A 22,477-nucleotide genomic window follows, 5' to 3' on the forward strand; every position below is an offset into this window, starting at 1 on the left:
CAGGACGTCGTAAGCGCGTGCGCTCAAAAAAAGCCGGGGCGCCTGCCGCCGACAGGCCGCAGGCGCCCAGAGGTGAGGGATCAAGTCTTCACGAGGGGGCAGCCGACCTGATCGAGCGGCTTCACCGTCTCTTCGGCCGGCATCGTGGAGACGACGTCGCAATAGTCCCACGGCGCCTTGCTCTGGGCCGGCGTCTTCACCTGGAGCAGATAGGCCGGGAGCACCGCGCGCCCATCCTCCCGGATGCGACCGGGGCCGAAGGCATCGTCGTCGGTGGGCATCTTCTTCATCTGGGCCACAGCGGCGGCACCGCTTGCCTTGGCCTTCTGCACGCCCATCGCCGCCACGGCCTTCAGATAATGCATGGTCACACCGTAGCAGCCAGCATGGGTCATGCCGGGATAGGCGCCGTTCATCACCGGAAGAACACGCTTGGTGAAGGCGCGGGTGCGGTCATTGGCTTCCCAATAGAAGCTGTTTGTGAAAAGCAGCTTTTGCATCACGGGCAGACCCGCCGCGTGGATGTCGTTCAAAAACATCACGAGCGCGGCCATCTTCATCTTATCGCGCAGGCCGAAGTCGTCCGCCTGTTTGATGCAGTTCGGCAGATCGTTGCCACCCAGGGCCAAGCCGAGCACGTCGGCCCCGCTGGCCTGAGCTGCCAGCAGCATGGCGGAAAAGTCGTTGTTGCCCAGCGGGCACTTGGAACTGCCCAGAACCTTGCCGCCGCCCTGCTCCACGAAGGCCGTGGTCTCCGACTGCAGCGACTGGCCGAAGGCATTATCCGTTGTCAGGAAATACCAGCGCTTGCCGCCGTTGCGCACCGTCTCCAGCGCCACAGCCTTGGAAAGCATGTAGGCGTCGTAGGTCCAGTTGATGGAATTGGGCGTGCACTGCTTCCCGGTGAAGTCCGTGGTGGTGACGGCGACCCCCGCGCACACCTTGTCCTTCTCGCGGGTAACGAAGGAGGCTGCGAGACCCACTGCCGAATTCGGCCCGGCGATCACCATGTCGACGCCGTCGGAATCGTACCACTTTCGCACAAGGTTGGCGCCCACGTCCGCTTTGTTTAGGTGATCCGCATAAAGCACTTCGACGTTGAAGCCCTTGCCCTGCGGATTGAAGTCGGCCACCGCCTGCCGGGCACAGCCAACCCCGCCCATGCCAAGCAGATCGTTGTAGATGCCGGAGAAGTCCGCCAGCACGCCGATCTTGATGGTCGGTGCCTCCGCCAGCACCGGGCCGCCGGACAATGCGGTGCCGAGCGCAAGCCCGGCGGCACCTTGCATGAAGGTGCGACGCGACACGGTCATGATTTTCCTCCCAGGATTCGTCTTGTTTTTTTGATGCGAGCCGGCGGGGGAAACCCGCCGGGATCGGTCCTTCAGCGCTTGAGGCGCGGCTTCTCGATGCCCGCGAGATCGCACAGGGCATCCACCATGGCGGAGAAATCCTGCCCCCCGAAGCCGCGGGCGCGGGCCGTGCTGAAGGCCTCGTGGGCCGCCGCCGCCATGGGCATGGGCACCTTGGCCGCGTGGGCCGCCTCCAGGATGAGGGTGAGGTCCTTGTGGGCAAGGTCGATGGTGAAGCCCGGCGCCACGTCGCCGGCGAGCACCTTGTCGGGCCACGCGATCTTGAGCTGCCCGTTGACCGCCGTGGTGCCGTAGAGCACGTCCAGGGTACGGGCGAGGTCGAGACCGAAGCGCTGGGACAAAGCGAGCGCCTCCGCATTGAACTGGCACGATGCCACGGCGAGGAAGTTGTTCACCAGCTTGGTGCGGGTGCCCGCGCCAACTCCGCCGCAATGGTAGATGGTGGTGCCCATCGCCTCCAGAAGCGGCTTCACCCGTTCGAAGTCGTTCGCCTCGGCGCCCACCATGAACAGGCTCTCGCCCCGATCGGCATGACTTGCTAGGCGTCCCACCGGGGCGTCGACGAAGGCAAGTCCCTTCGCCTTTGCCCGCGCGCCGAGAGCGTCGGTGGTCTCGGGATCGATGGTGCTCATGTCGAGGATGAGCGCGCCCTCCGGCGCATGGTCTATGATGCCGCCTGGTCCGGCCACCACGTCGCGGACGATGGCTCCGTTCGGCAGCATGGTGACGATGATTTCGGAGCGCTGCGCCACCTCGGCTACCGTGGCGGCACTTGCCGCCTGTAGAAGCTCCAGTTCCTTCACCGCCTGGGTATTGACGTCGTTGACGACGAGGTGAAAGCCCTTGCGGCACAGGTTGGACGCCATGGGCCGCCCCATCCGGCCAAGCCCGATAAAGCCGATCGTCATATTGTTCGATCCTCCCGACCTTCTTGTTGCTGCCGCCATAATCTTCATGGCGCGAGCTGTTTACTCACCTGATCGCTCAGCCCACGTAAGACGTCTTCACCTCGGTGTAGAATTCCACTGCGTAACGGCCCTGCTCACGCGGGCCATAGCTTGACCCCTTTCGGCCACCGAAAGGCACGTGATAGTCGAGGCCGGCCGTGGGCAGATTGACCATGGTGAGGCCGGATTCGACATGGGCCTGGAAGTGCTTCGCGTGCTTCTGCGAAGTCGTGACGATGCCAGCGGAGAGGCCATAGGCGGTGTCGTTCGCCACATGGAGCGCCTCCTCGTAATCTTTCACGCGGATCACGCTCGCAACAGGGCCGAAAATCTCCTCGCGGTTAATCCGCATCGTGTTGGTCGTCTCGGTGAAGAGGGTGGGCGACAAATAGAAACCGGGCGTGTCGCGGTTCAGCCGCTGACCGGCGACCTTCTTCCTCGCGCCCTCGCTCTCGCCGATGTCGATGTAGGAAAGATCCTTGTCGAGCTGGCGCTGATCGATGACCGGGCCCACCTGCGTGCCCGCCTCCAGAGCGTGTCCGACCACGATGCTTGCGAGCCGGTCCGCCACCGCGTCCACGAAACGATCGTGAATCTCCTGCGTGACGATGATGCGGCTCGACGCCGTGCACCGCTGGCCGGTCTGAAAGAAGGAACCGTCTACCGCGCAGTTGACGGCCGTGGACAGGTCCGCGTCGTCCAGAACCACCAATGGGTTCTTGCCGCCCATCTCCGCCTGCACGCGGATGAGCCGGGGGGCGGCGGCCTGGACGATGGCGGCGCCGGTGGTGGCCGACCCGGTGAAGCTCACTGCGTCCGCATGCGCGATGATGGCGCGCCCGGTCTCCGGCCCCGTCCCCATCACGAGGCTGAAGACCCCGGGCAGCACACCCGAGCGATGGATGACGTCGGCCAGCGCCCAGGCGCTCCCGGGGGTGATCTCGGAGGGCTTCAGCACCACCGCGTTGCCGAAGGCCAGTGCCGGCGCGATCTTCCATGCCGGAATGGCGATGGGGAAGTTCCACGGCGTGATGAGCCCGATGACCCCCACCGGCTCGCGGGAGATGTCCACATCGACGCCCGGCCGCACCGAGGCAACCTTCTCGCCGCCGTAACGCACGGTCTCGCCGGCGAAAAAGCGGAACACCTGGGCGGCGCGCATCACCTCGCCGATTCCCTCGGCGCGCGTCTTGCCCTCCTCGCGGGCGAGCAGGGTGCCGAGTTCTTCGCGCCGGTCGAGCAACTCGCCGGCGATCTTGAACAATGCGTCGGCGCGCGCCTGAGTCGTGGCCACGCCCCAGGCCTTGCCGGCGACGCGAGCAGCGGCAAAGGCGGCCGCCACGTCCTGCGCGCTCGCGACGGCATATTCCCCCACCACGTCATTGGTGTCGGAGGGGTTGATGTTGCGGATCACGTCGGTGCCCGCCACCCACTCTCCGCCGATCAGGTTGCGATAGAGCTCCATGCGGTCGATGACCTCCTTGCGGCGCCAACCGGCGCGTTCGGCAATGCGACGTCCCAGTCCCGGCTCCGGCGTCATCCGGGCCGTCTTTCGGAATGGGACGTTAGGTGCAAGGACAGGCGCGCGGAATTCACCGCTGCGCAATTCCGCTATCGCTGTTTTTTATAGAAGGCCGCCGGAATGCCGCTGCCTATAAAAGAACGGCATGGCAGCTTGAAGGAGATGAGAACACCCTTGCCGGACACGATGAGCTACGGATCGTCACGGAAGAGCAAACAAGCTCCCACAGAACGAGGTTCGTCATGAATGTGGCCGCCTACGAAAAGGGCGTCGAAAAAGTAATCGATTGGCCGGGGGACATCTTCGGCACGCTCAAGTCCGCTAAGGTGCGCCAGCTCTGCTACGTGCCGGACGCTGGCCATTCGCGCCTCATCACTCTCGCTCATGCCGACCCGGACATGCAGGCAACCGTGCTCACGACTGAGGAGGAAGGCATCGCATTGTGCGCCGGAGCCTGGCTCGGCGGGGATCGCTCGGTTCTGGCGATGCAGTCGAGCGGTGTCGGAAACTGCATCAACATGCTCTCGCTCATGGAGATGTGCCGCTTTCCGCTGCTCACGCTCGTGACCATGCGCGGCGAGTGGGCGGAGTTCAACCCATGGCAGGTGCCCATGGGGCGCGCCACAGCGGCCTCGCTGGAGCTGATGGGCGTGACCGTGCTTCGAATCGAGGCCCCCGAAGAGGCCGCGGACGTGGTTTCCGCAGCGACCGCGCTGGCCTTCGATGGCGACCAGCGGGTCGCGGTGCTGATTTCGCAGCGGATGATCGGCCGCAAGAAGTGGGTGGAGGAAAGCAAATGACCACGGATCTCGGCCAGATGGACCGGCGCGAAGCCGTCCGCGAGCTCTTTGCCGAGCGCGGCCCCCTGCTGGTCGTCACGGGCCTCGGCTCGCCCAGCTACGACGCTTTCGCGGCGGGTGACAACGACGGCAACTTCTATCTGTGGGGCGCCATGGGGGGGGCCGGCATGGTAGGCCTCGGCCTTGCTCTCGCGCGACCCGACCGGCCGGTCTGCGTGCTCACCGGCGATGGCGAGCAGCTCATGGGCATCGGCGGTCTCCTGACCATTGCGGTGAAGCGCCCCCCGAACCTCTCGATTGTGGTGCTGGACAACGGGCATTTCGGCGAGACCGGCATGCAGCCGAGCCATGCCGGCCTTGGCGTCGATCTTGCGGCCATCGCGAAGAGTGCCGGCTTTCCCGCTGTCGAGACGGTGCACGATATCGCCGGGGTGCGCGCCAGCCGGGCCGGTCTCCAGAGCCTAACCGCCGGCCCGCGCTTCTTGCGTCTGCGCATCGCGCCGGGCAATCCCGAGCGCGCCCTGCCACCGCGCGATGGTGTATTCGTCAAGAACCGCTTCCGTGCGGACCTCGGCTTCGCCGTCACCTGATGCGCGCGGGGCGGGGAAGACCCACCCGCCCCGCCGCCTGGGCACCGCCCAAGCAAGACTTCGGCTGACCCGCGCCCCAAGAAGCCCAGCGTTGGCACGGTCACGGTCAGGGCTTCATCTGGATCGACCAGAGACCTTCGGAGACGAGGCTTTGGAACTCCTCGATGATGAGCGAAGACATCTTCGCCATGGCGATGGACGGTGGCCGGTCGATGGGCGAGGCAAGCACCAGTTCGCGCGTCACGCCGGGCTTGGCGATGGGCGCCGTCTCCAGCCGGCCCGCCAGCACCTCGTCGCGGATCGCGGATGGCGGCAGCACGCTGTAACCCAGCCCCTCCTCCACAAGGCTCGTCTGCACCCGGTAGGAATCCGCCTCGATCACCACATGGAGCGAGAGCCCCTTGCGCGCCAGCGCTTTTTCGATGAGCGCCCGTAGCCCATGAGTATAGCTCGGCAGGATCAGCTTCTGTTCTACCAGCCAGTCGAGATCTACCTGCTTCATCGCGGCAAGGCCCGAGCCCCTCGGCCCCACCACCACCATCTCGTCGCGGCCGATGGTCTCTACCGTCAGATGCAGGTCCACTGCAGGTCCGTAGACCACGGCGAGGTCGATCTCGCCACGGTGCAGCCAGTCTACGAGATGACCCCCGTAGCTCTCCACAAGACGCAGGGAGATATCCGGCAGCTCGGTGACTACGCGCCGGGCGAAGCGCGCTGCGATCACGGTGCTTACGGTCGGCACAAGACCCATCACCACGCGACCGGCCGGTGCGCCGCCTACGGACTGGATGTCGTCGCGCACCTGCTCCATCTGCCGCACCAGCCCTGCAGTCCGCTCGAGGAGCATGCGGCCGATATCGGTGAGGATCATCCCGCGCCCATTGCGGACGAACAATTCAGTGCGCAGCTCGTGCTCGAGCAGCTTGATCTGCCGGCTCAGAGCCGGCTGGGCAATGCGCAGCCGGTCCGCTGCCTTGCTGAGACTGCCGAGTTCAGCCACCACTTTGAACGTACGCAGTTGGCGAAAATCCATACCCTGACCCAACCCGATCACATTGAGCGGCTGACTTTACAGCCTGCGCGGGGCGCGCCAAGTGTGGCGGCGTGCGGCAACGCCCGCGAATGCGCCCGCTCAAAGGCGCACGATAGACGTGGGCACGCCGCCTTCGCGGTTTTCGATGGGATGGAAATGAAAGTCCTACGAAAGCGGCATCAGGAGCGTTTCTCTGTGGTTTGCCGGCGCAGGCAGAGTATCGCAGCCGCAAACTCACCGGGCGCTTCCTGGGGCAGGTTGTGTCCCGCCCACGGGATCAGGCGATGCTCATGAAAGCCGGTGAAATGGCGCGCATGCTGTTCGGGAGGGTCGGGAGGCCTCACACCGTCCGTTCCGCCGTCGAGCGAAATGGCTGCCACTTCAATCGGGGGCTGGCTGGCGAGCCGCTGCTCCAGTTCCTCGTAGGCGGGATCGCCACCGACCAGGCCGAAGCGGTGGCGATAGGAATGGATCGCCACATCCACAAAATCGGGATTGTCGAAGGCGGCGGCGCTGGCCTGGTAGGCATCCTCATCAAATCGCCACGCGGGAGACCACAGCGTCCATAAGAGCCTGCAGAACTCACGGCGGCTGCCCGCAAGGCCTGCCCGTCCACGCTCGCCATGGAAATAATACTGATACCAAAGGCGAAGCTCCGCCTCCGGCGTCGCCGGAGCAGCCGCCGACGCAATGTCCTGGATGGCGTAGCCGTTCTGCGTAACAAGCCCTGCGACCCTGTTCGGCCAGAGCGCGGAGGCGACGCACGCGGCACGGCCGCCCCAGTCAAATCCGGCGAGAAAGGCCCTCTCGATCTTGAGGGAATCGAGCAGCGCCTTAAGGTCGGCGCCGAGAGCGGCCTGCTGTCCCGATCGCAGCGCGTCGGCCGACAGGAACGTGGTGGGACCGAAGCCCCGCAGGTAAGGCACGATGACACGTGCGCCTCCAGCCGCCAGGATCGGGACGACCGCATCATAGGCGTGGGAATCGTAGGGGAAGCCGTGAAGCAGAACGACGGGCCATCCTTGCGGCGCCCCGGACTCCCAGTAACCGACTCGGAGCACGCCGGCGTCGACCTCCTTGAGGGCGGGCGGCATGGTCATAGCGCTTGGCCGATCCCAGTCGCGGGGCTTCGCAGTGCGGTCGCTCCACGCTTGTCTTGACCGGCGCAGTCCCATCGGTACCCGGCACGCCCGACGGGTGGACGAACGCATAACAGTTTCATGCCCTGGCCCCACTTGTCCGATTGCATTCTCCCCCACGCCGAGACGCAGCGTTGCCGGATAGACATGGAACCGCCGTTGGGGGCGGCGAATCCCCCTTGCCTAAGAGCTTCACAATGTAATCGCGGTGATGCCGGTCTTCTCCAACTCACCAGCCATGCGTCTCGCAACGTCCTGCAGGGGGGCCACCAACGCGTCGCGGGCCGCTGCCGCCGGCAAGGTGTTGTTCAGATAAATCACGTTCATGGAGGCGAAGAGCTTGCTGTTGCTCATGATCGGCACGCCGACGCTGCCGATCCGCCCGTCATACTCAATCCGGGAATAGTTCTCATCCATGGTCGCGAAGCCCTGGGCACGGATCTCTTCGAGGCGGCGGTGAAGCCGCCCGACATCCTGCGTGATCTTCGACCATGGCGCGGTGTCGTTCGAAATCCGCTCCAGGATCGCGTCCCGCTCCGACGCCGGGCAATGGGCGAGATAGGCGAGCCCGAGGCTGGTCCCGAGCACGGGTGCCCGGAAACCGGGTGCGCGATTGAAGGAGAAGGGCTCCCCCTGGCGCGAGGATTTCACCACCAGCATGGCGTCCACGTCGAACAGCGCTACGTCCGACGGCCAGCCGATCCGCTGGCGGAACTCCGCCATCAGCGGCGCCAGGATGGTCCCGACCACCGTGTGGCGGTCAAACGCCGTGCTGAGGCTCATCGCCTTGCCGGTGACCTGGTAGATGGTCTGATCGGGATCACGGATCAGGTATCCACCGTGGGCCAGGGTCTGCAGCATGCGGACGATGGTAGCCTTGTCGATACCCGTGCGGCGATGGATCTCGGCCACGGTCGCTCGCTTGTCCAAGCGGTTGACCGCCGCGAGCACATCCAACACACGAAGCGCTGCTGTCACTGGCTTGTAGGAAGGCATGACCTCATTCCGAAAGAGTGCGGCGTCCAGTCTCTCCGCTCTCAGAGGCTATTTCAACACGCGAGCCAGCATTTCATTTCAGGGAACTCTGAAGCGGCATCACAGGATGCCGGCGCGGCGCAGTTCCGCCACCCCGGCCGTGTCGAGGCCCAGCCAATCCTGCAGCGCCGCATCCGTGTCCTGCCCGAGGCGAGGCGGCGCGAGCCGATAGGTGGCCGGCGTGCCGCCGAGGCGCGCCGGGAACGCCACCACCGGAATGCGCGTGCCATCGTCCCGCTTCATCTCGACCTCGACGCCCCGCGCGCGGGCGTGAGGATCGGCGAACACGTCGGGCACGGTATTGATGGGGCCGCAGGGCACGCCTGCCTTCTCAAGCAGCGTTACCACGTCGCCGCGCGTGTGAGCCGACAGGAGGTCGGTGAGGAGCGCATCGATAGCCTCGCGATTACGGATTCGCCCGGCATTTGCGCGGAAGCGCTCGTCCTCGGCGACCTCGGGCCGGCCCAGGGCCGCGCACAGTCGCTGAAACTGGTTGTCGTTACCGCAGGCGACGATCACGTGGCCATCGGCGGTGGGGTAGACGCGGTACGGCACCACATTGGGATGATTGTTGCCGAGCCGGCCCGGCACCATGCCGCCCGCCAGCCAGTTGGCGGACTGGTTGGCCAGCATGGCGACCTGGCTGTCGAACAGCGCGCAGTCGATGTGCTGCCCTTCCCCCGTCCGGTCGCGATGCGCCAGCGCCGCGAGGATGGCGACCGCCGCATACATGCCGGTGAACAGGTCGCACACCGCGACGCCAACCTTCATGGGTCCGCCGCCTTCGGCCCCGTCCGGATGGCCGGTGATGCTCATCAGTCCCCCCATGCCCTGGATGAGGAAGTCGTAGCCAGCGCGGTGCGCATAGGGCCCGGTCTGGCCGAAGCCGGTAACGGAGCAATAGACAAGACGCGGATTGACCGCCTTGAGACTCGCATAGTCGAGGCCGTATTTGGCGAGGCCGCCGGTCTTGAAGTTCTCGACCACCACATCGGCTTCGGCGGCCAGTCGGCGCACGAGCGCGGCGCCGTCCGGCTTGGCGAAATCGATGGTCACCGAGCGCTTGTTGCGGTTGCAGGCGGAGAAATAGGCGGCATCGCCCGCGCTGCCATCGGCCTGCGTCAGGAAAGGGGGTCCCCAGGTGCGGGTGTCGTCGCCCTGTCCGGGGGCCTCCACCTTCAGCACCTCGGCGCCGAGATCGCCCAGCACCTGGGCGGCCCATGGGCCGGCGAGAACCCGGCTCAAGTCCAGCACCTTGATATGGCCGAGGGCACCGGGTGCCGATGGGGTGGTTTGGCTCATAATGCCCCTGCGATATGTCGTGTAGGTGGTAGGCGACCTGGAAGAGGCCCTGCCCTTCAGGCCCTGTCCCTGCGCCGTGCCCAGCGGGCCATGGCGGTTCCCACGATGCCCTTGGGCATGTGAATGATGAACAGCACCAGCAGGATGCCGTAGATGAGCGTGTCGAGGGACAAGGCCCGGCTGCCGAGCAGCGCGTTGAGCGTGGCGGAGCCCTGGAAGAACATGCGCAGCCCCTCGCTGAGAAGCTGGGTCAGCACCGCCCCCACCGTCGGACCGAGCATCACGCCGATGCCGCCGGCCACAACGCCGAAGACGATGTTGAGAGAGATACCGAAGCCGGCGATGGTGTCGGGTCCGATATACATCTGGTACTGCGCGAAAATCGCGCCGCCGAAGGCGCACATGGCTGCCGACAACGCGGTAATCTTCAGCTTCTCCCGCGTCACGTCGATGCCCACTGCGGCGGCGGCCTCCTCGTCCTGACCGAGGGCTTCCAGAGCGTACCGGTCCATGGAACGGTCCACCCGCACCCATACGATGATGCCCACGAGCCAGACCGCGAGTGCCACGAAATAGGCAATCATCCGGTCAGCCTCGAACTGCACGGCGTAGAGCGACAAGCCATCATGGTAGCGGGCTGGCTGGGTGCCGAGGGAGCCGCCAGTATAGTCGCGCAGGCCCACGATGCACAGGCGGACGAACTCCACCATGGCCAGCGTCAACAACGCGAAATAATGCCCCCGGATGCGCTGCAGGAAGCTCGGATAGCCGATGAGCAGGGCCAGGGCGACCGCCACCACGATGGCCACCGGAATGCCCACGAGTGGCGTCAGGCCGGCATAGTTCCAGAGCATCACAGTGACATAGGCGCCGATGCCGGTGAACGCCCCATGGCCGAGGGAGGTCAGTCCGAAGCGGCCCATCAGCGCCCAGCCGGTATAGATCTGCGCCCACAGCAGCATCTGGATGACCAGATGCAGGTAGTATTTTTCGCTGCCGGGGAAGACAGCGCGGATGCCAAAGGGCAGCGCGAGGAGCGCGACGAGCCCGACGGCGTAGGCGGGGTTTATCCTCGTCACGAGCGCGCTCCGATGAGGCCCTGCGGGCGGATGAACATCATGAGGATGAAGAACAGGAAAGCGATGGCGTAGCCCCACTCGGTGGCGAAGCACGAGCCGCCCACGGTGATGAACTGCGCGATCACCAGCGCGGCGAGGAAGCCGCCGAGCATGTTGCCGAGGCCGCCGAGCACGCACACCATGAAGATCAGCGGGCCGAACTGCAGACCGATCTGGGGATAGATGTCGAACTGCAGCACCATCAGAGCCGCCCCGAGGCCCGCGAGCCCGCCGCCCAGCGCTGAGGTCGCCGCATAGAGGCGGCGGCTATCAGCGCCCATCAGCGGCATTACGTGACGATCCTGGCTGAGCGCCAGGATGGCGAGGCCGAGATAGGTATGGCGCAGGAAGGCGCGCAGGCCGAGCATGGTGACGAGCGCCACCACGAAGGTGATGATGCGCGCCCAGGAGAAATACATGTCGCCCAGCGACGCGGAGCCGAGCTGAACGCCCACGTTGCGGAATTCGACGCCGAAAGCCAGCGTCGCGGCCGCCTGGAGTAGGAACAGCACGCCACCGGTCGCGAGAAGCTGGTTGATGGGCGCCGCATCCAGCAGCGGCCGGATGACGATCACATGCAGCAGCACGCCCGCGAACGCGGTAAGCACGATGCCGATCAGCATCGCCGCCGGCAACGGCAGGCCGAGGGAGGTGACGGCGAAATAGATGCCGTACATGCCCACCATCACGAGTTCGGCGTAGCAGATCCAGACAACGTCGATGACGCCGAACACGAGGTTGAGGCCGAGGGACAGGAGCGCCAGCAGGCCGGCAAGGAGAATGCCGTTGAGCACGGCCTCCAGGAAGAAGATGTCGAGGGAACAGGTCATGGCTCAAAGTCCCATGTAGGCCTTCTGCACCTCTTCCGAGGCGAGAAGGTCGGCGGCCCGGCCGCTGGTCTCCACCCGTCCCACGGAGAGCAGATAGGCGCGGTCCACCACCTGGAGCACCTGCGTGACGTTCTGCTCCACGATCAACACGGTATAGCCATCGTCGCGAATCTTGCGCACGAGATCGAACACCTGCTGTACCACCACTGGGGCAAGACCTGTGGAGGGTTCGTCGAGCAGAATGATCTTCGGCTTGCTCATCAAAGCGCGGCCGATGGCGCACAATTGCTGCTCTCCACCGGACATGGTGCCGGCGAACTGGCTGCGCCGTTCCTTCAGCCGCGGGAACAGGCCATAGACATACTCCAGCCGCTCGGCGAAATGCTTGCGGGCCTCGGGCAGGAAGGCGCCGAGCCGCAGGTTCTGCTCGACGGTGAGGCGCGGGAATAAATGGCGGTTTTCCGGCACGTGGGCGATGCCGGTGGCGAGCACCTTGTGGGAGGGCAATGCCCTCAGGTCCTGGCCGTTCATGGTCAGGCGCCCTGCGCTCGCCGGCAGCATGCCGGAGATGACGCGCAGGAGCGTGGTCTTGCCGGCACCGTTGGCGCCGATGACCGCCACCGATTCACCCGCGTCCACCGCCATGGACACATCGTTGAGGGCGTGGAAGCCGCCATAGCCGGCGCAGACGCCGGAAAGCTCGAGCATGCTCACCGGTGGGCCTCCCCGCTCTGGTGCTTCACCGCCTCGCGGCCCAGGTAGACCTCGATCACGGCGGGATTTTCCTGGGCACCGTGGGGGTTGCCGTCATAGATGATCGCACCGTGGTTCAGCACCACCACGCGGTCCACGACGCGCATCAGCACGCCCATGATGTGCTCCACCCAGATGATGGTGATTCCACGCTCCCGCCGGATCATGGAAAGCATGTCAGCTGCCTGCTGCATCTCGCCAGGGTCGAGGCCATTGAGGCTCTCGTCGGCGAGCAGCAGAGTCGGCTGGCTGGCCAGCGCGCGCGCGAGCTCCAGTTTCTTCAGCGCGGCCGCGCCCATGCCTTCGGTGGTCGCGTGCGGGTCGCGCGGAAGCCCGACCAGTTCGAGCGCCTCAGCCGCCTGCCGCCAGCAGGTGGTGCGGTCGACCTTGCGGTTTTGGCCGAACCAGGCGGCGAGTGCCACGTTCTCCAGAACCGTCAGCTTGTGGAATGGTCGCGGGATCTGAAAGGTGCGGCCGATCCCGGCATGGCAGATGTCGTTGGCAGGCTTGCCAGTAATATCACGCCCATCGAACGCGATGCGGCCGCGCGTCGGCACATAGTGCCCGGCGATGCAGTTGAACGTGGTGCTTTTACCCGATCCATTGGGGCCGATCAGGCCCAGGATCTCGCCCCGATCCACCTTGAAGCTGACGTCCGAGACGGCTGTGAAGCCGCCGAAGACCTTGCTCAACCCTTCGACTGACAGCATGAACCTTCTCCAGGGCGCGACGGGCGCGCATGGATCCGCCGGTGCGGGAGAAGCCGGCGCCACCGCTGGGGTGGCGCCGCGAGGCGATCAAGGAGCGTAGGTCTGGCCCTTGGGTAGGGGCAGGACCGGCTCGGCGGTGCGCACTTCCTTCGGCCACACCACTTTGGCGCCGCCGGGATTGTGCTGGATCACCACCGGGAAGGAGCGCTCGTTCTGGCCCGCCATGGAGGCGCCGGGCGGGAAGAACTTCACGCCATAGCCCTGGGTGGTGCCGCCCACGGGGATGTCTGTGTCGAGCGCCGCCTTGCGGAGCGCTTCGGGATCGACGCCACCGTACTTCTTGATGGCGCGCGGGATCACATCGGTGAACAGGATCCAGGACTGGTTGAAGCCCATCCACACGTTGGTCTCCGCATAGTCCTGGCCGGTCTTTGCCTTGAAGCGCTTCTGCACTTCGGCAATGACGTCGCCAAGGCCCGGAGCCAGCGTCTTGGGATCGAGCAACTGGGAGGCCACCGGGTCCACGTCCATCACGTAGTCCACGTCCTTGCCAGCGGTCTCGCGGATGCGGTCGATGTTGGCATAGCCGGCGCCGTGGCCGATGAGCGCCTTCCACTTCAGGCCCTGCTCCTTCGCCTGGCGCAGGAACAGCGCGATGTCCGGATTGTAGCCGGTGTGCAGGATGACGTCGGGCCGGGCCCGGCGCAGCTTGGCGATGAGCGGGGAGAGGTCGGTGGCGCTGACCGCATAGCCTTCATCGAGCACCACATTGATGCCGAGTGCCTTACACACCTCGGCATTGGCCTTGGCGACGCCGGAGCCGTAGGGGCCGTCCTCGTGGATGATGGCCACCTTGAGCTCATTCGGGGTGATCCCGAGCTTTTCCTTGGAAAGCTCAGCGAGGAACTTGCAGGAAGCCTCGCCATACTGGTCGGAATGCACCTGGGCGCGGAACACCCGCGTGAGGTTGCGATCCTTGAACACCGCGGAGGAGATGCACACGTTGGCCCACATGAAGCCTTTGGCGCTATCCACCTTGGCGGCCATCGGCACGCACTCGGCGCTCGAATAGACGCCCATGATGAGGTTGACCTTGTCCTCGTTCAGGAGACGTTCGGCCGCGTTGATGGCCACGTCCGCCTTGGACTGGGCATCCACGTTCACGGGCACGATCTTGTAGCCCTCGATGCCGCCGCGCTCGTTGATGAGATCGATTGCGATCTGGGTGCCGATGGCAGCATTCACCGATCCACCACCCGCGAACGGCCCGGTCTGATCATAGATCACCCCGACCTTGATTTCCTTGTCTTGGGCGTGCGCACCCGGCGCAACAAGCGACAGCACGGCAGCGCACAGTCCGAGCGCAGGCATTTTCTTGAGAATCACTATCTCCTCCCTCGGTACGTATTCGACACATCAAGACTGGCCGATTGAATGAGATGAATCTCATTCACACGCCGTACTCAGCCGTCATTTTGGAGAAATGATTTCGCTTAAACGTCCAGCATTATTGATACGAAGCGAACGATTGGCGCGAAGCTCCCCATTTATTTGATCCATTATTTTGATGGCCGTCTTTTTTGATCGGCTTGGCTTGCATTCTGGCAGCAGGATGCTAGCCTGTAAATGTAACATCATTTCAACAGATGAAATGGCAACGGGCGCTCGGGCTGCCCGCGTAGCTTCAGGAACGCATCGCAAGCGAACAGCCGGCCCGGCGCTGCAATGTCCCTTGGCGCATTCGGCTTCCGGGGGCAGAGCCCGTTTCCCGGGAAAGAGCACCCCGCATCAATCACGGCATCGTCTAAGGGAGGAGTTAGGTGGCTTTGAAGATTGCATTCATCGGTCTCGGCGCCATGGGTGGTCCGATGGCGAGCAACATCATCCGCAAGGGCACGCCACTGACGGTGTTCGACATCGCGCAGACGAACCTCGACCGGGTGGTGGCCGTGGGTGGCACGGCGGCGGCAAGCGTCGCCGAGGCGGCAAAGGATGCCGACATCGTCATCACCATGCTGCCGGCTACCAAGCATGTGCTTGAGGTAGCCGCCGGCCCGGACGGCGTTCTCGACAACATGAAGCCCGGCGGCATCCTGATGGACATGAGCACCATCGCGCCGAGCGGCACCGATCAGCTCATCGAGATCTGCAAGACGCGCAGCGTGCGCTTTCTCGACACCCCGGTCGGGCGCCTCGCGAGCCACGCCATCGCCGGCAAGTCGCTGTTCATGGTCGGTTGCGACGACGAGGCCGTGTTCTCCGCCGTGAAGCCCCTGCTCGATGCCATGGGCGACACCATCATCCGCTGCGGCAGGCCGGGCACCGGCATCCGCATCAAGGTGGTGAACAACTTCCAGATCCTGTCCATTGCCCAGATCACCGCCGAGGCGCTGACGCTGGCCGAAAAGCTTGGCCTCGAGCTCGAGACGGTGAAGAGCGTCAACGGCTCCACCACCGCCACCAACGGCCAGATGCAGGTGAATTTCGCCACGAAGACCCTCCTGGGCGACACCGCGCCCGGCTTCACCATCGAGCTCGCCCACAAGGACCTCGGCCTCGCCATGGAGGCGGCCGGCGAACTCGGCCTGACCCTGCCCATGGGCGCCACCGCTAAGGCGACGTACGACACCGCCCGTCAGGGTCCCTACGGCGCGAAGGATTTCAGCGCCCTGCTGGACTACGCGTGCGAACAGGCCGGCATCGCCCCGCCCCGCCTCAAGGCGCCGGCCTCGGCCGCCTGATCAGACACCGGTTCGCGCTGCGGCCGCCACGTCTGGCGGCCGCAGCGGAACAAGCACGGAAAAGACGATGGACGACGTGAATGCGATCGTCGCCGAGACGGCTACGCGCCTGTTTCGCGACCATATCGACCATGCCCTGCTCGCTGCTGCTGAAGGGGGCACCTTTCCCGCGGCACTGTGGCGTGCAGTGGAGGAAGCGGGCCTGACGCTCGCCATGATTCCCGAGGATGCGGGCGGCGTCGGGCTCGACGGCGTTGCCGCCGCCGACCTCGTGCGCCTTGCGGCCTATCACGCGGCGCCTCTCCCCCTCGCCGAAACCATGCTCGCGGGCCGGCTGATCGCGGGGGCCGGGATTGATGTGCCGGTGGGCCCGCTCACCTTCGCCGCGGCTGGTGAAGGCTTCGGCCCAGTATTGCAGCGCGTCGAAGACGGGTGGCGCCTGAAAGGGACCGCCGAACGCGTGCCGTGGGCGCGCTTTGCCGGCGCCGTCGCTGTGGTCGCCGACGTCGCGGGCGAGACCTTCCTCGCAGTCGCGCCGACCGAGGGCGCCGACGTCTCGCACGGCGTCAATCTCGCAGGCGAGCCGCGTGACACTCTCGCGTTCGACATTCTGCTCCCGGAAAATCACGTGGCGCGCTGCGCTGTCACGCCGGACGCGCTGAAGCTAATGGGCGCGGCGTTGCGCAGCCTCGCCCTTGCGGGCGCTCTTGACCGCGTGCTGGAGATGACAGCCGGCTATGTGGGCGAGCGGGTGCAGTTCGGGCGCACCCTCTCGAAGTTCCAGGCCATCCAGCAGTCCATGGCGGTGCTCGCCGGGCAGGTGGCTGCCGCCGGGGGCGCCGCGCACCTGGCCGCCGATGCGCTGGCGGGCAACCTGAGCCCGGTCAACATTGCCAGCGCCAAGATCCGGACCGGCGAGGCCGCGGGCGTTGCCGCTGGCATCGCTCACCAACTCCACGGCGCCATGGGCTTCTCTTTCGAGCACATGCTGCATTTCTACACCAAGCGGCTCTGGGCCTGGCGCGACGAATTCGGCAACGAGGCCGAATGGAGCCGCGTGCTGGGCGCCGAAGTGCTGCGCCATGGCGCGGACGGCCTCTGGCCCTTCCTCACCGCAGCCTGACAAACGCGGGTCGATCCATGTCTACTTTCTCCTATCCCGCCGCCGTCATGCCCGACGATGCCGAGGCCCTCCGCGCAGAGGTTCGGGATTTTCTCGCAGTCGAGCTTGCGACGCGAACGCCACTGGAGCGCGCCCAGTCCTGGATGGGCTTCGACGCGGACTTCAGCCGCAAGATGGGCGCGCGCGGCTATATCGGCATGACCTGGCCAAAGGCCTATGGCGGCCATGACCGCAGTGCGCTCCACCGCTACGTGGTGCTTGAGGAAATGCTTTCGGCCGGCGCGCCGGTGGCGGCCCACTGGATCGCGGACCGGCAGAGCGGCCCCCTTTTCCTGCGCTACGGCACCGAAGCTCAACGCCAGGCCATCCTGCCGAGGGTGGCGGCGGGCGAATGCTTCTTCTGCATCGGCATGAGCGAGCCAGGCTCGGGTTCCGACCTCGCCGCGGTGCGCACCCGCGCCGAGCCGGTGGAGGGGGGATTCCGCGTCACCGGCACCAAGGTGTGGACCACCTATGGCCACCGCGCCCACTACATGATCCTGCTCGCCCGCACCACGCCCGGCGAGCGGCACGAAGGCCTGTCGCAGTTCGTGGTGGACCTTTCCACCCCCGGCATCACCATCCGGCCCATCCACGACATCTCCGGCGCGCACCACTTCAACGAAGTGCATTTCGAGGATGTATTCCTGCCCGCCGACAGCCTGGTCGGCCAGCCCGGCGACGGCTGGAAACAGGTGATGGGCGAGCTCGCCTTCGAGCGCAGCGGGCCGGAGCGCTTCCTTTCCTCGTTCGAGCTGATGAAGGCCCTGGTGCGGGTGCTGGGCGAATCGCCGTCGGATCTCGCCCGGGAGCAGGTCGGTCGCCTCGCCGCTCATCTCATCGTGCTCAGGCGCCTCTCCTCCTCGGTGGCCGGCATGCTTCAGACGGGACAGGACCCGCAACTGGAGGCCGCGGTGGTGAAGGATCTCGGCGCGCTTCTGGAGCAGGAGATTCCCGAGATCGCGCGGCGGCTGGTGGCGGGCGAGCCTTCCCTCGCCTCTTCAGACAGCTTCCTCAACGTGCTCGCCTACACGACGCTTGCCGCGCCGTCCTTCTCGCTGCGCGGCGGCACGCGGGAGATTCTGCGCGGGATCATCGCCCGCGGCCTCGGCCTGAGGTGACGCAGCGCTGGGGAGACTGCTCCTCAGCGCTCCTCTGCCGCAACGACCATTCCAAGTCAGCACGCGCCGGCAACGCGCCACGGGCCTGCATGCCCAACGTGCCGGCCGAAGGGAGGACAGAACATGCGTGTCGGTTTCGTGGGCCTCGGCATGATGGGCCTGCCCATGGCGGAGAATCTGGCCCGGCGTCCGGACATCCATCTCGTCGCCTTCGATCGCGCCCTCGAGGCGCGCGAAAAACTGAAGGCGCATCCCGCCTTTGGCACGACGCTCGCCGTCGCTGAAAGCCTCCACGATCTTGCCGCCTGCGAGATCGTGGTGCTGATGCTGCCGGACAGCTCCATCACCAATGCCGTGGTGCTCGGCGGGGGCGGCGCGCCGGGCCTCGCCGATCTGCTCGGCCGGGGCGCGCTCGTCATCGACATGGGCTCGTCCAACCCTGCCGACACCCGCATGCTGGAGGCCCGCCTCGCCGCGGCCTCCATCTCGCTTGCGGATGCGCCGGTCTCCGGTGCCGTCGCCAAGGCGAAGGCCGGCACCCTCTCCATCCTGTTCGGCGGCGGCGACGCTGCATTCGAGCGGTCCCGGCCGGTGCTGGAAGGCATGGGAACCACGCTGATCCGCGCGGGTGGCGTGAGCGCCGGCCACGCCATGAAGGCGATCAACAACTACGTCTATGCCGCCGGGCTCCTTGCCGTGTCGGAAGCACTCCTCATGGGGCGGACGCTCGGTCTCGACGCATCAGTCCTTGCAAGCGTCCTGAATGCGTCGAGCGGGCGGAACGTGGCAAGCGAGACCAAGCTCGCCCAGTTCATGATCCCCGAGACATATGCGGGCGGTTTCGCCCTCAAGCTGCAGGCGAAGGACCTCGGCATCGTCGCCACCATGCTGGATGAATTGGAGGTGGACGCGCCCCAGGTCGCGCTGTGCGCGGCACTCTGGCGTGAGGCCTCCGCCGCGCTGGGACCGAAGGCCGACAATACCGAGATTTACCGTTTTCTGGAGCGCGGGCGAAATGCCGGCGCCCACAAGGAGGAAGCCCATGCCGCCGATTGACGTGAGAAAGCGCGCCCTCACCATCGAGACCACCTGGCACGAAGGCGGGCCGGTGGCGAAGGTGCCCCTGAAGCTCGCCGCTGCGAGCGCGGTTGTCCGCAACCCCTATGCGGGCCGCTACGAGGAAGATCTGATGCCGTTCATGGCGGCGCTGCGCCCGCTCGGCCACGAGCTTGCGAGCGAGCTTGCCGACCTGCTCGGCAAGGAGAACGTGGAGGTCTACAGCAAGGCCGCCATCGTTGGGATCAATGGCGAGATGGAGCACGGCGCGGTGTGGCACGAGGCCGGCGGCTGGGCCATGCGCGAAGTGCTCGGCAATCCCAAGGCCATGGTGCCTGCGGTGAAGGCGGTGGCGAGCGCCGGATACCGGGTCATGGTGCCGGTACACTACATCCACGCCTCCTACGTGCGCAGCCATTTCAACAGCATCGAGGTGGGCATCCAGGACGCGCCTCGCCCCGACGAGATTCTGTTCACCCTGGTGATGGGCACCGGCGGGCGCGTGCATTCGCGCCTGGGCGGCCTGCTGAAGGAGAATGTGAGCGTTCACGACGGGCAAAGGTGATCCCTCCCGAGACCGCCCGTCAAAACTGCGGGGACATGGCATGTATGCCATGTCCCCGATTTTTTGTCCCGTTTATTGCTGCCCGCGCTTGGTGGACGCAGGCAGCAGCGGCGCGGTTCTCAGATGCGCTCAACGATCATGGCGATACCCTGCCCACCACCGATGCACATGGTGACGAGGCCGTAGCGGCCGCCGGTGCGGCGCAGCTCGTAGATGGTCTTGATGGCCAGGATGGCGCCCGTCGCTCCGACCGGATGCCCGAGTGCGATGGCGCCGCCATTGGGGTTCACCTTGGCCGGATCGAAGCCCAGCGCCTTCGACACCGCGCAGGCCTGCGCCGCGAACGCCTCGTTGGATTCGATCACGTCGATGTCGGCCACGGAGAGCCCGGCCTTCTTCAGCGCGATCTGCACGGCCGGCACCGGGCCCATGCCCATCTCCGAGGGATCGACACCAGCCAGCCCGTAGGAGACGAGCCGGGCCAGGGGGGTGAGTTCGCGAGCCTTGGCCACCTCGGCGTCGGCGAGCACCACGGCCGCCCCGCCGTCATTGAGGCCGGAGGCGTTGCCGGCGGTCACCGTGCCGTCCTTCTTGAACACCGCCTTCAGCTTCGTCATGTCGGCCAGGGTGGCGTCCTTGCGGAAATGCTCGTCCGTATCGAACACCACCGGCCCCTTGCGCGAGGCGATCTCCACCGGGGCGATCTGCTCGGCGAAATGGCCGGCCGCCACCGCGGCGGCGGCGCGGCGATGGCTCTCCACGGCTGCGGCGTCCTGGTCGTCGCGGGAGATCTGGTAGCGCTCGGAGACGTTCTCGGCGGTCACACCCATGTGGCCGTGGCCGAACGGATCGGTGAGCACACCCACCATCATGTCCACCATCTGGGCATTGCCCATGCGCTGCCCCCAGCGCGCCTGGGGCAGCAGGTAGCCGCCTCGGCTCATGCTCTCGGCGCCACCGGCGAGCGCGATCTCGGCGTCGCCCAGGCGGATGATCTGGGCCGCGCTGATGATGGCCTGCAGGCCCGAGCCGCACAGACGGTTGACCGTCATGGCGGGCACCTCCTTGGGCACCCCCGCCTCCATGGCGGCCACGCGCGAGATGTACATGTCCCGCGCCTCGGTGTGGATCACGTTGCCGAACACGGTGTGTCCGACGTCCTCCGGTGCGATGCCGGCGCGGGCGATGGCGGCCTTGGCGACATGGGCGCCAAGTGCGGTCGGCGGCACGTCCTTGAGCGAGCCGCCGAAGCTGCCGATGGGGGTGCGGGCGCCGGAGAGGAAAACGATATCAGGCTGGCTCATGGGAAATCCGCAAGGTGGGAGTTTGAGAAATGGGTGATGTGGCGCGGTCAAGCGGCCGCGGGCAGCGCGATGAGCGGTGCCTTGTGGCCATCGCGCACGCAAAGGGCGGCGACGGCGGCCTCGAGCCGCGCCAGGGGATAGCCCCCCATGAGAGCATATGGCCCCTGCTTGAACTTCAGAGCCATGACGGCGCCGCGGTCCGTTTCCTGCGGGTCGGCCACGCGCTCGGCCAGAAGCTCCAGGGCGGGAATGGCAATGGCGGCCAGCAACCGGTCTTCCACCGCATCCGCTGTCGCGGGCAGGCTTGCGCCCTCCGCAAGGTCGTAGAGCCCGCTCGCCTCGCCCTTGGCCATCAGCGCGGGGGTGACGGCGTAGAAGGGCCCGAGCGGCCCAAGATTGGCCATGGCGTGGCCCGCGACACGCGGGCCGATGAGATTGAGCACAGTGAACGGGCCGGCCGCTACGCCGAGCCGCTCGCGCGCGACGAGGTCAATCTGTTCCGGCGTGGCGAGGCCATCCGCCGCGATGCGCGCTGCCTCGTTGTAATAGGGGCAGAAGAAGCGGTTGATGGCGAAGCCCGGTGTGTCGGCGCAAGCCAGCGCCGTACGACGAGTCGCGGTGAGAAAATTCATCGCTCCCGTGATGGCGGCATCGCCCGTATGTGCCGCGCGCACCACCTCCACCAGCGGACACACCTCGGCAGGGCTGAAGTAATGCAGGCCCAGCACCCGGTCGGCGAAATCGAACCCTTCCGCCAGGGCGGCGACGCGCAGGGCGCTGGTATTGGTCGCAACCACCGTATCGGCGCCGAGGTGCGGCGCGAGTTCGGCGAAGACCGCCCGCTTTACCGAAAGATCCTCGAATACGGCCTCGATGACGATGTCCGCCTTGCCCACCTCGGCCAGAGTCGGCGCGGGAAGCAGGCGGGCCAGCGCGGCATCGGCCGCCTCCGGCGTCATGCGGCCGTTCTTGACCCAGCGGGCGTAGACGCCGGCCGCGCGCTCCTTGAGACGCGGGAGGCCGTCGGGGCGCGCGTCATAAACCAGAACATCAAGGCCGTGCCGCGCCGCATCCAGGGCGATTCCGCCGCCCATCAGGCCCGAACCGATCATCGCAAGCGTCATGGATCTGCTTTCTCCAGATTGATGGGACGTGCGTAAGCGCCGCGTCTCATACCGCCCACTCGGGAGGCTTAACCCCGCAATCAGATGCGCAGGGCGAGAGAGGGCCCGCGACATGGCGTCAGGCGATCGTGCGGCGCATCCGCTCTTCACCTTCTCGCCGAATGAAATCTGCTGACACTGATACTCGGAGCGCTTTACATCTATTCGATCCCACCGCCTTCACTTTATCCCCTCCCGCGATAATTCATCATG

General features: G+C 66.0%; 21 protein-coding genes. 7 read left to right on the forward strand and 14 right to left on the reverse strand.

Annotated elements, in window-relative coordinates:
* Window positions 1-80: 80 nt before the first annotated feature.
* From ACT535_RS16905 to ACT535_RS16915, 3 genes are all read right to left on the reverse strand, one after another.
* A complete protein-coding gene (locus ACT535_RS16905) occupies window positions 81-1,313 on the reverse strand; it encodes an ABC transporter substrate-binding protein (RefSeq protein WP_476365311.1) in 1,233 nt (410 codons plus the stop codon).
* Between the two features lie 71 nt (window positions 1,314-1,384).
* Window positions 1,385-2,281: an NAD(P)-binding domain-containing protein gene (locus tag ACT535_RS16910; protein ID WP_210254551.1), complete on the reverse strand. Its 897-nt coding sequence runs from the start codon at window positions 2,279-2,281 to the stop codon at window positions 1,385-1,387.
* Between the two features lie 76 nt (window positions 2,282-2,357).
* A complete protein-coding gene (locus ACT535_RS16915; protein ID WP_476365453.1) occupies window positions 2,358-3,785 on the reverse strand; it encodes an aldehyde dehydrogenase family protein in 1,428 nt (475 codons plus the stop codon).
* 299 nt (window positions 3,786-4,084) lie between these two features.
* Between ACT535_RS16915 and ACT535_RS16920 the strand changes: the two genes are divergently transcribed.
* Both ACT535_RS16920 and ACT535_RS16925 read left to right on the forward strand, forming a co-directional pair.
* Complete coding sequence (locus tag ACT535_RS16920) at window positions 4,085-4,642, forward strand: thiamine pyrophosphate-binding protein (RefSeq protein WP_168459428.1); 558 nt, start codon at window positions 4,085-4,087, stop codon at window positions 4,640-4,642.
* Complete coding sequence (locus ACT535_RS16925) at window positions 4,639-5,232, forward strand: thiamine pyrophosphate-dependent enzyme (RefSeq protein ID WP_476365312.1); 594 nt, start codon at window positions 4,639-4,641, stop codon at window positions 5,230-5,232. The genes ACT535_RS16920 and ACT535_RS16925 overlap by 4 nt, the downstream gene beginning before the upstream one ends.
* 106 nt (window positions 5,233-5,338) lie before the next feature.
* Here the strand turns inward: ACT535_RS16925 and ACT535_RS16930 are convergent, their stop codons facing one another.
* The 9 genes from ACT535_RS16930 to ACT535_RS16970 all read right to left on the reverse strand — a co-directional run bounded on the left by ACT535_RS16930 (window position 5,339) and on the right by ACT535_RS16970 (window position 14,538).
* Complete coding sequence (locus ACT535_RS16930; RefSeq protein ID WP_168459426.1) at window positions 5,339-6,265, reverse strand: LysR family transcriptional regulator; 927 nt, start codon at window positions 6,263-6,265, stop codon at window positions 5,339-5,341.
* Window positions 6,266-6,444: 179 nt separating this feature from the next.
* Window positions 6,445-7,365 (reverse strand): alpha/beta fold hydrolase, encoded by a 921-nt coding sequence (locus ACT535_RS16935; RefSeq protein WP_476365313.1) that lies wholly within the window; start codon window positions 7,363-7,365, stop codon window positions 6,445-6,447.
* 231 nt (window positions 7,366-7,596) lie between these two features.
* Window positions 7,597-8,400, reverse strand: coding sequence for a helix-turn-helix domain-containing protein (locus ACT535_RS16940; protein ID WP_168459425.1), 804 nt, complete (start codon window positions 8,398-8,400; stop codon window positions 7,597-7,599).
* Window positions 8,401-8,499: 99 nt separating this feature from the next.
* The gene (locus ACT535_RS16945; RefSeq protein ID WP_476365314.1) at window positions 8,500-9,741 is read right to left on the reverse strand and encodes a CaiB/BaiF CoA transferase family protein; all 1,242 of its coding nucleotides are present in this window, start codon (window positions 9,739-9,741) and stop codon (window positions 8,500-8,502) included.
* 56 nt (window positions 9,742-9,797) lie between these two features.
* Window positions 9,798-10,820 (reverse strand): branched-chain amino acid ABC transporter permease, encoded by a 1,023-nt coding sequence (locus tag ACT535_RS16950; protein ID WP_210254552.1) that lies wholly within the window; start codon window positions 10,818-10,820, stop codon window positions 9,798-9,800.
* Window positions 10,817-11,689 carry a branched-chain amino acid ABC transporter permease gene (locus ACT535_RS16955; RefSeq protein WP_168459423.1) on the reverse strand — a complete coding sequence of 291 codons (873 nt, stop codon included), beginning with the start codon at window positions 11,687-11,689 and terminating at the stop codon, window positions 10,817-10,819. Before ACT535_RS16955 ends, ACT535_RS16950 begins: the two co-directional genes overlap by 4 nt.
* Window positions 11,690-11,692: 3 nt before the next feature.
* On the reverse strand, window positions 11,693-12,397 hold the full coding sequence (locus ACT535_RS16960; RefSeq protein ID WP_168459657.1) for an ABC transporter ATP-binding protein: 705 nt from the start codon (window positions 12,395-12,397) through the stop codon (window positions 11,693-11,695).
* Window positions 12,398-12,399: 2 nt separating this feature from the next.
* Window positions 12,400-13,152, reverse strand: coding sequence for an ABC transporter ATP-binding protein (locus tag ACT535_RS16965; protein WP_476365315.1), 753 nt, complete (start codon window positions 13,150-13,152; stop codon window positions 12,400-12,402).
* Window positions 13,153-13,239: 87 nt separating this feature from the next.
* Window positions 13,240-14,538, reverse strand: a complete 1,299-nt coding sequence (locus tag ACT535_RS16970) for an ABC transporter substrate-binding protein (protein ID WP_476365316.1) — start codon at window positions 14,536-14,538, stop codon at window positions 13,240-13,242.
* A gap of 434 nt (window positions 14,539-14,972) precedes the next feature.
* On the opposite strand from ACT535_RS16970, the gene ACT535_RS16975 reads away from it, so the two are divergent.
* From ACT535_RS16975 to ACT535_RS16995, 5 genes are all read left to right on the forward strand, one after another.
* Window positions 14,973-15,893, forward strand: coding sequence for an NAD(P)-dependent oxidoreductase (locus tag ACT535_RS16975; RefSeq protein WP_476365317.1), 921 nt, complete (start codon window positions 14,973-14,975; stop codon window positions 15,891-15,893).
* Window positions 15,894-15,960: 67 nt separating this feature from the next.
* Window positions 15,961-17,016 (forward strand): acyl-CoA dehydrogenase family protein, encoded by a 1,056-nt coding sequence (locus ACT535_RS16980; protein WP_476365318.1) that lies wholly within the window; start codon window positions 15,961-15,963, stop codon window positions 17,014-17,016.
* 17 nt (window positions 17,017-17,033) lie between these two features.
* Window positions 17,034-18,176, forward strand: coding sequence for an acyl-CoA dehydrogenase family protein (locus ACT535_RS16985; protein WP_168459419.1), 1,143 nt, complete (start codon window positions 17,034-17,036; stop codon window positions 18,174-18,176).
* 123 nt (window positions 18,177-18,299) lie between these two features.
* Window positions 18,300-19,232, forward strand: a complete 933-nt coding sequence (locus ACT535_RS16990) for an NAD(P)-dependent oxidoreductase (RefSeq protein WP_476365319.1) — start codon at window positions 18,300-18,302, stop codon at window positions 19,230-19,232.
* Window positions 19,219-19,797 carry an amino acid synthesis family protein gene (locus ACT535_RS16995; RefSeq protein WP_168459417.1) on the forward strand — a complete coding sequence of 193 codons (579 nt, stop codon included), beginning with the start codon at window positions 19,219-19,221 and terminating at the stop codon, window positions 19,795-19,797. Before ACT535_RS16990 ends, ACT535_RS16995 begins: the two co-directional genes overlap by 14 nt.
* 119 nt (window positions 19,798-19,916) lie before the next feature.
* Here the strand turns inward: ACT535_RS16995 and ACT535_RS17000 are convergent, their stop codons facing one another.
* Entirely contained in the window at window positions 19,917-21,101 is a 1,185-nt protein-coding gene (locus tag ACT535_RS17000) for an acetyl-CoA C-acyltransferase family protein (RefSeq protein WP_476365320.1), read from the reverse strand.
* 47 nt (window positions 21,102-21,148) lie between these two features.
* A complete protein-coding gene (locus tag ACT535_RS17005) occupies window positions 21,149-22,225 on the reverse strand; it encodes a 3-hydroxyacyl-CoA dehydrogenase family protein (RefSeq protein ID WP_476365321.1) in 1,077 nt (358 codons plus the stop codon).
* Window positions 22,226-22,477: the final 252 nt, after the last annotated feature.

This window comes from Xanthobacter sp. DMC12 (assembly GCF_056314105.1).

What these genes read in the sequence shown, in the direction of transcription:
- ACT535_RS16985 (WP_168459419.1), top strand. Translation starts at nt 17,034, where the DNA reads ATGTCTACTTTCTCCTATCCCGCCGCCGTCATGCCCGACGATGCCGAG.
- ACT535_RS16930 (WP_168459426.1), bottom strand. Translation starts at nt 6,265, where the DNA reads ATGGATTTTCGCCAACTGCGTACGTTCAAAGTGGTGGCTGAACTCGGC.
- ACT535_RS17005 (WP_476365321.1), bottom strand. Translation starts at nt 22,225, where the DNA reads ATGACGCTTGCGATGATCGGTTCGGGCCTGATGGGCGGCGGAATCGCC.
- ACT535_RS16965 (WP_476365315.1), bottom strand. Translation starts at nt 13,152, where the DNA reads ATGCTGTCAGTCGAAGGGTTGAGCAAGGTCTTCGGCGGCTTCACAGCC.
- ACT535_RS16980 (WP_476365318.1), top strand. Translation starts at nt 15,961, where the DNA reads ATGGACGACGTGAATGCGATCGTCGCCGAGACGGCTACGCGCCTGTTT.
- ACT535_RS16990 (WP_476365319.1), top strand. Translation starts at nt 18,300, where the DNA reads ATGCGTGTCGGTTTCGTGGGCCTCGGCATGATGGGCCTGCCCATGGCG.
- ACT535_RS16920 (WP_168459428.1), top strand. Translation starts at nt 4,085, where the DNA reads ATGAATGTGGCCGCCTACGAAAAGGGCGTCGAAAAAGTAATCGATTGG.
- ACT535_RS16955 (WP_168459423.1), bottom strand. Translation starts at nt 11,689, where the DNA reads ATGACCTGTTCCCTCGACATCTTCTTCCTGGAGGCCGTGCTCAACGGC.
- ACT535_RS16915 (WP_476365453.1), bottom strand. Translation starts at nt 3,785, where the DNA reads ATGGAGCTCTATCGCAACCTGATCGGCGGAGAGTGGGTGGCGGGCACC.
- ACT535_RS16995 (WP_168459417.1), top strand. Translation starts at nt 19,219, where the DNA reads ATGCCGCCGATTGACGTGAGAAAGCGCGCCCTCACCATCGAGACCACC.
- ACT535_RS16960 (WP_168459657.1), bottom strand. Translation starts at nt 12,397, where the DNA reads ATGCTCGAGCTTTCCGGCGTCTGCGCCGGCTATGGCGGCTTCCACGCC.
- ACT535_RS16935 (WP_476365313.1), bottom strand. Translation starts at nt 7,365, where the DNA reads ATGACCATGCCGCCCGCCCTCAAGGAGGTCGACGCCGGCGTGCTCCGA.
- ACT535_RS16910 (WP_210254551.1), bottom strand. Translation starts at nt 2,281, where the DNA reads ATGACGATCGGCTTTATCGGGCTTGGCCGGATGGGGCGGCCCATGGCG.
- ACT535_RS16905 (WP_476365311.1), bottom strand. Translation starts at nt 1,313, where the DNA reads ATGACCGTGTCGCGTCGCACCTTCATGCAAGGTGCCGCCGGGCTTGCG.
- ACT535_RS16945 (WP_476365314.1), bottom strand. Translation starts at nt 9,741, where the DNA reads ATGAGCCAAACCACCCCATCGGCACCCGGTGCCCTCGGCCATATCAAG.
- ACT535_RS16925 (WP_476365312.1), top strand. Translation starts at nt 4,639, where the DNA reads ATGACCACGGATCTCGGCCAGATGGACCGGCGCGAAGCCGTCCGCGAG.
- ACT535_RS16940 (WP_168459425.1), bottom strand. Translation starts at nt 8,400, where the DNA reads ATGCCTTCCTACAAGCCAGTGACAGCAGCGCTTCGTGTGTTGGATGTG.
- ACT535_RS17000 (WP_476365320.1), bottom strand. Translation starts at nt 21,101, where the DNA reads ATGAGCCAGCCTGATATCGTTTTCCTCTCCGGCGCCCGCACCCCCATC.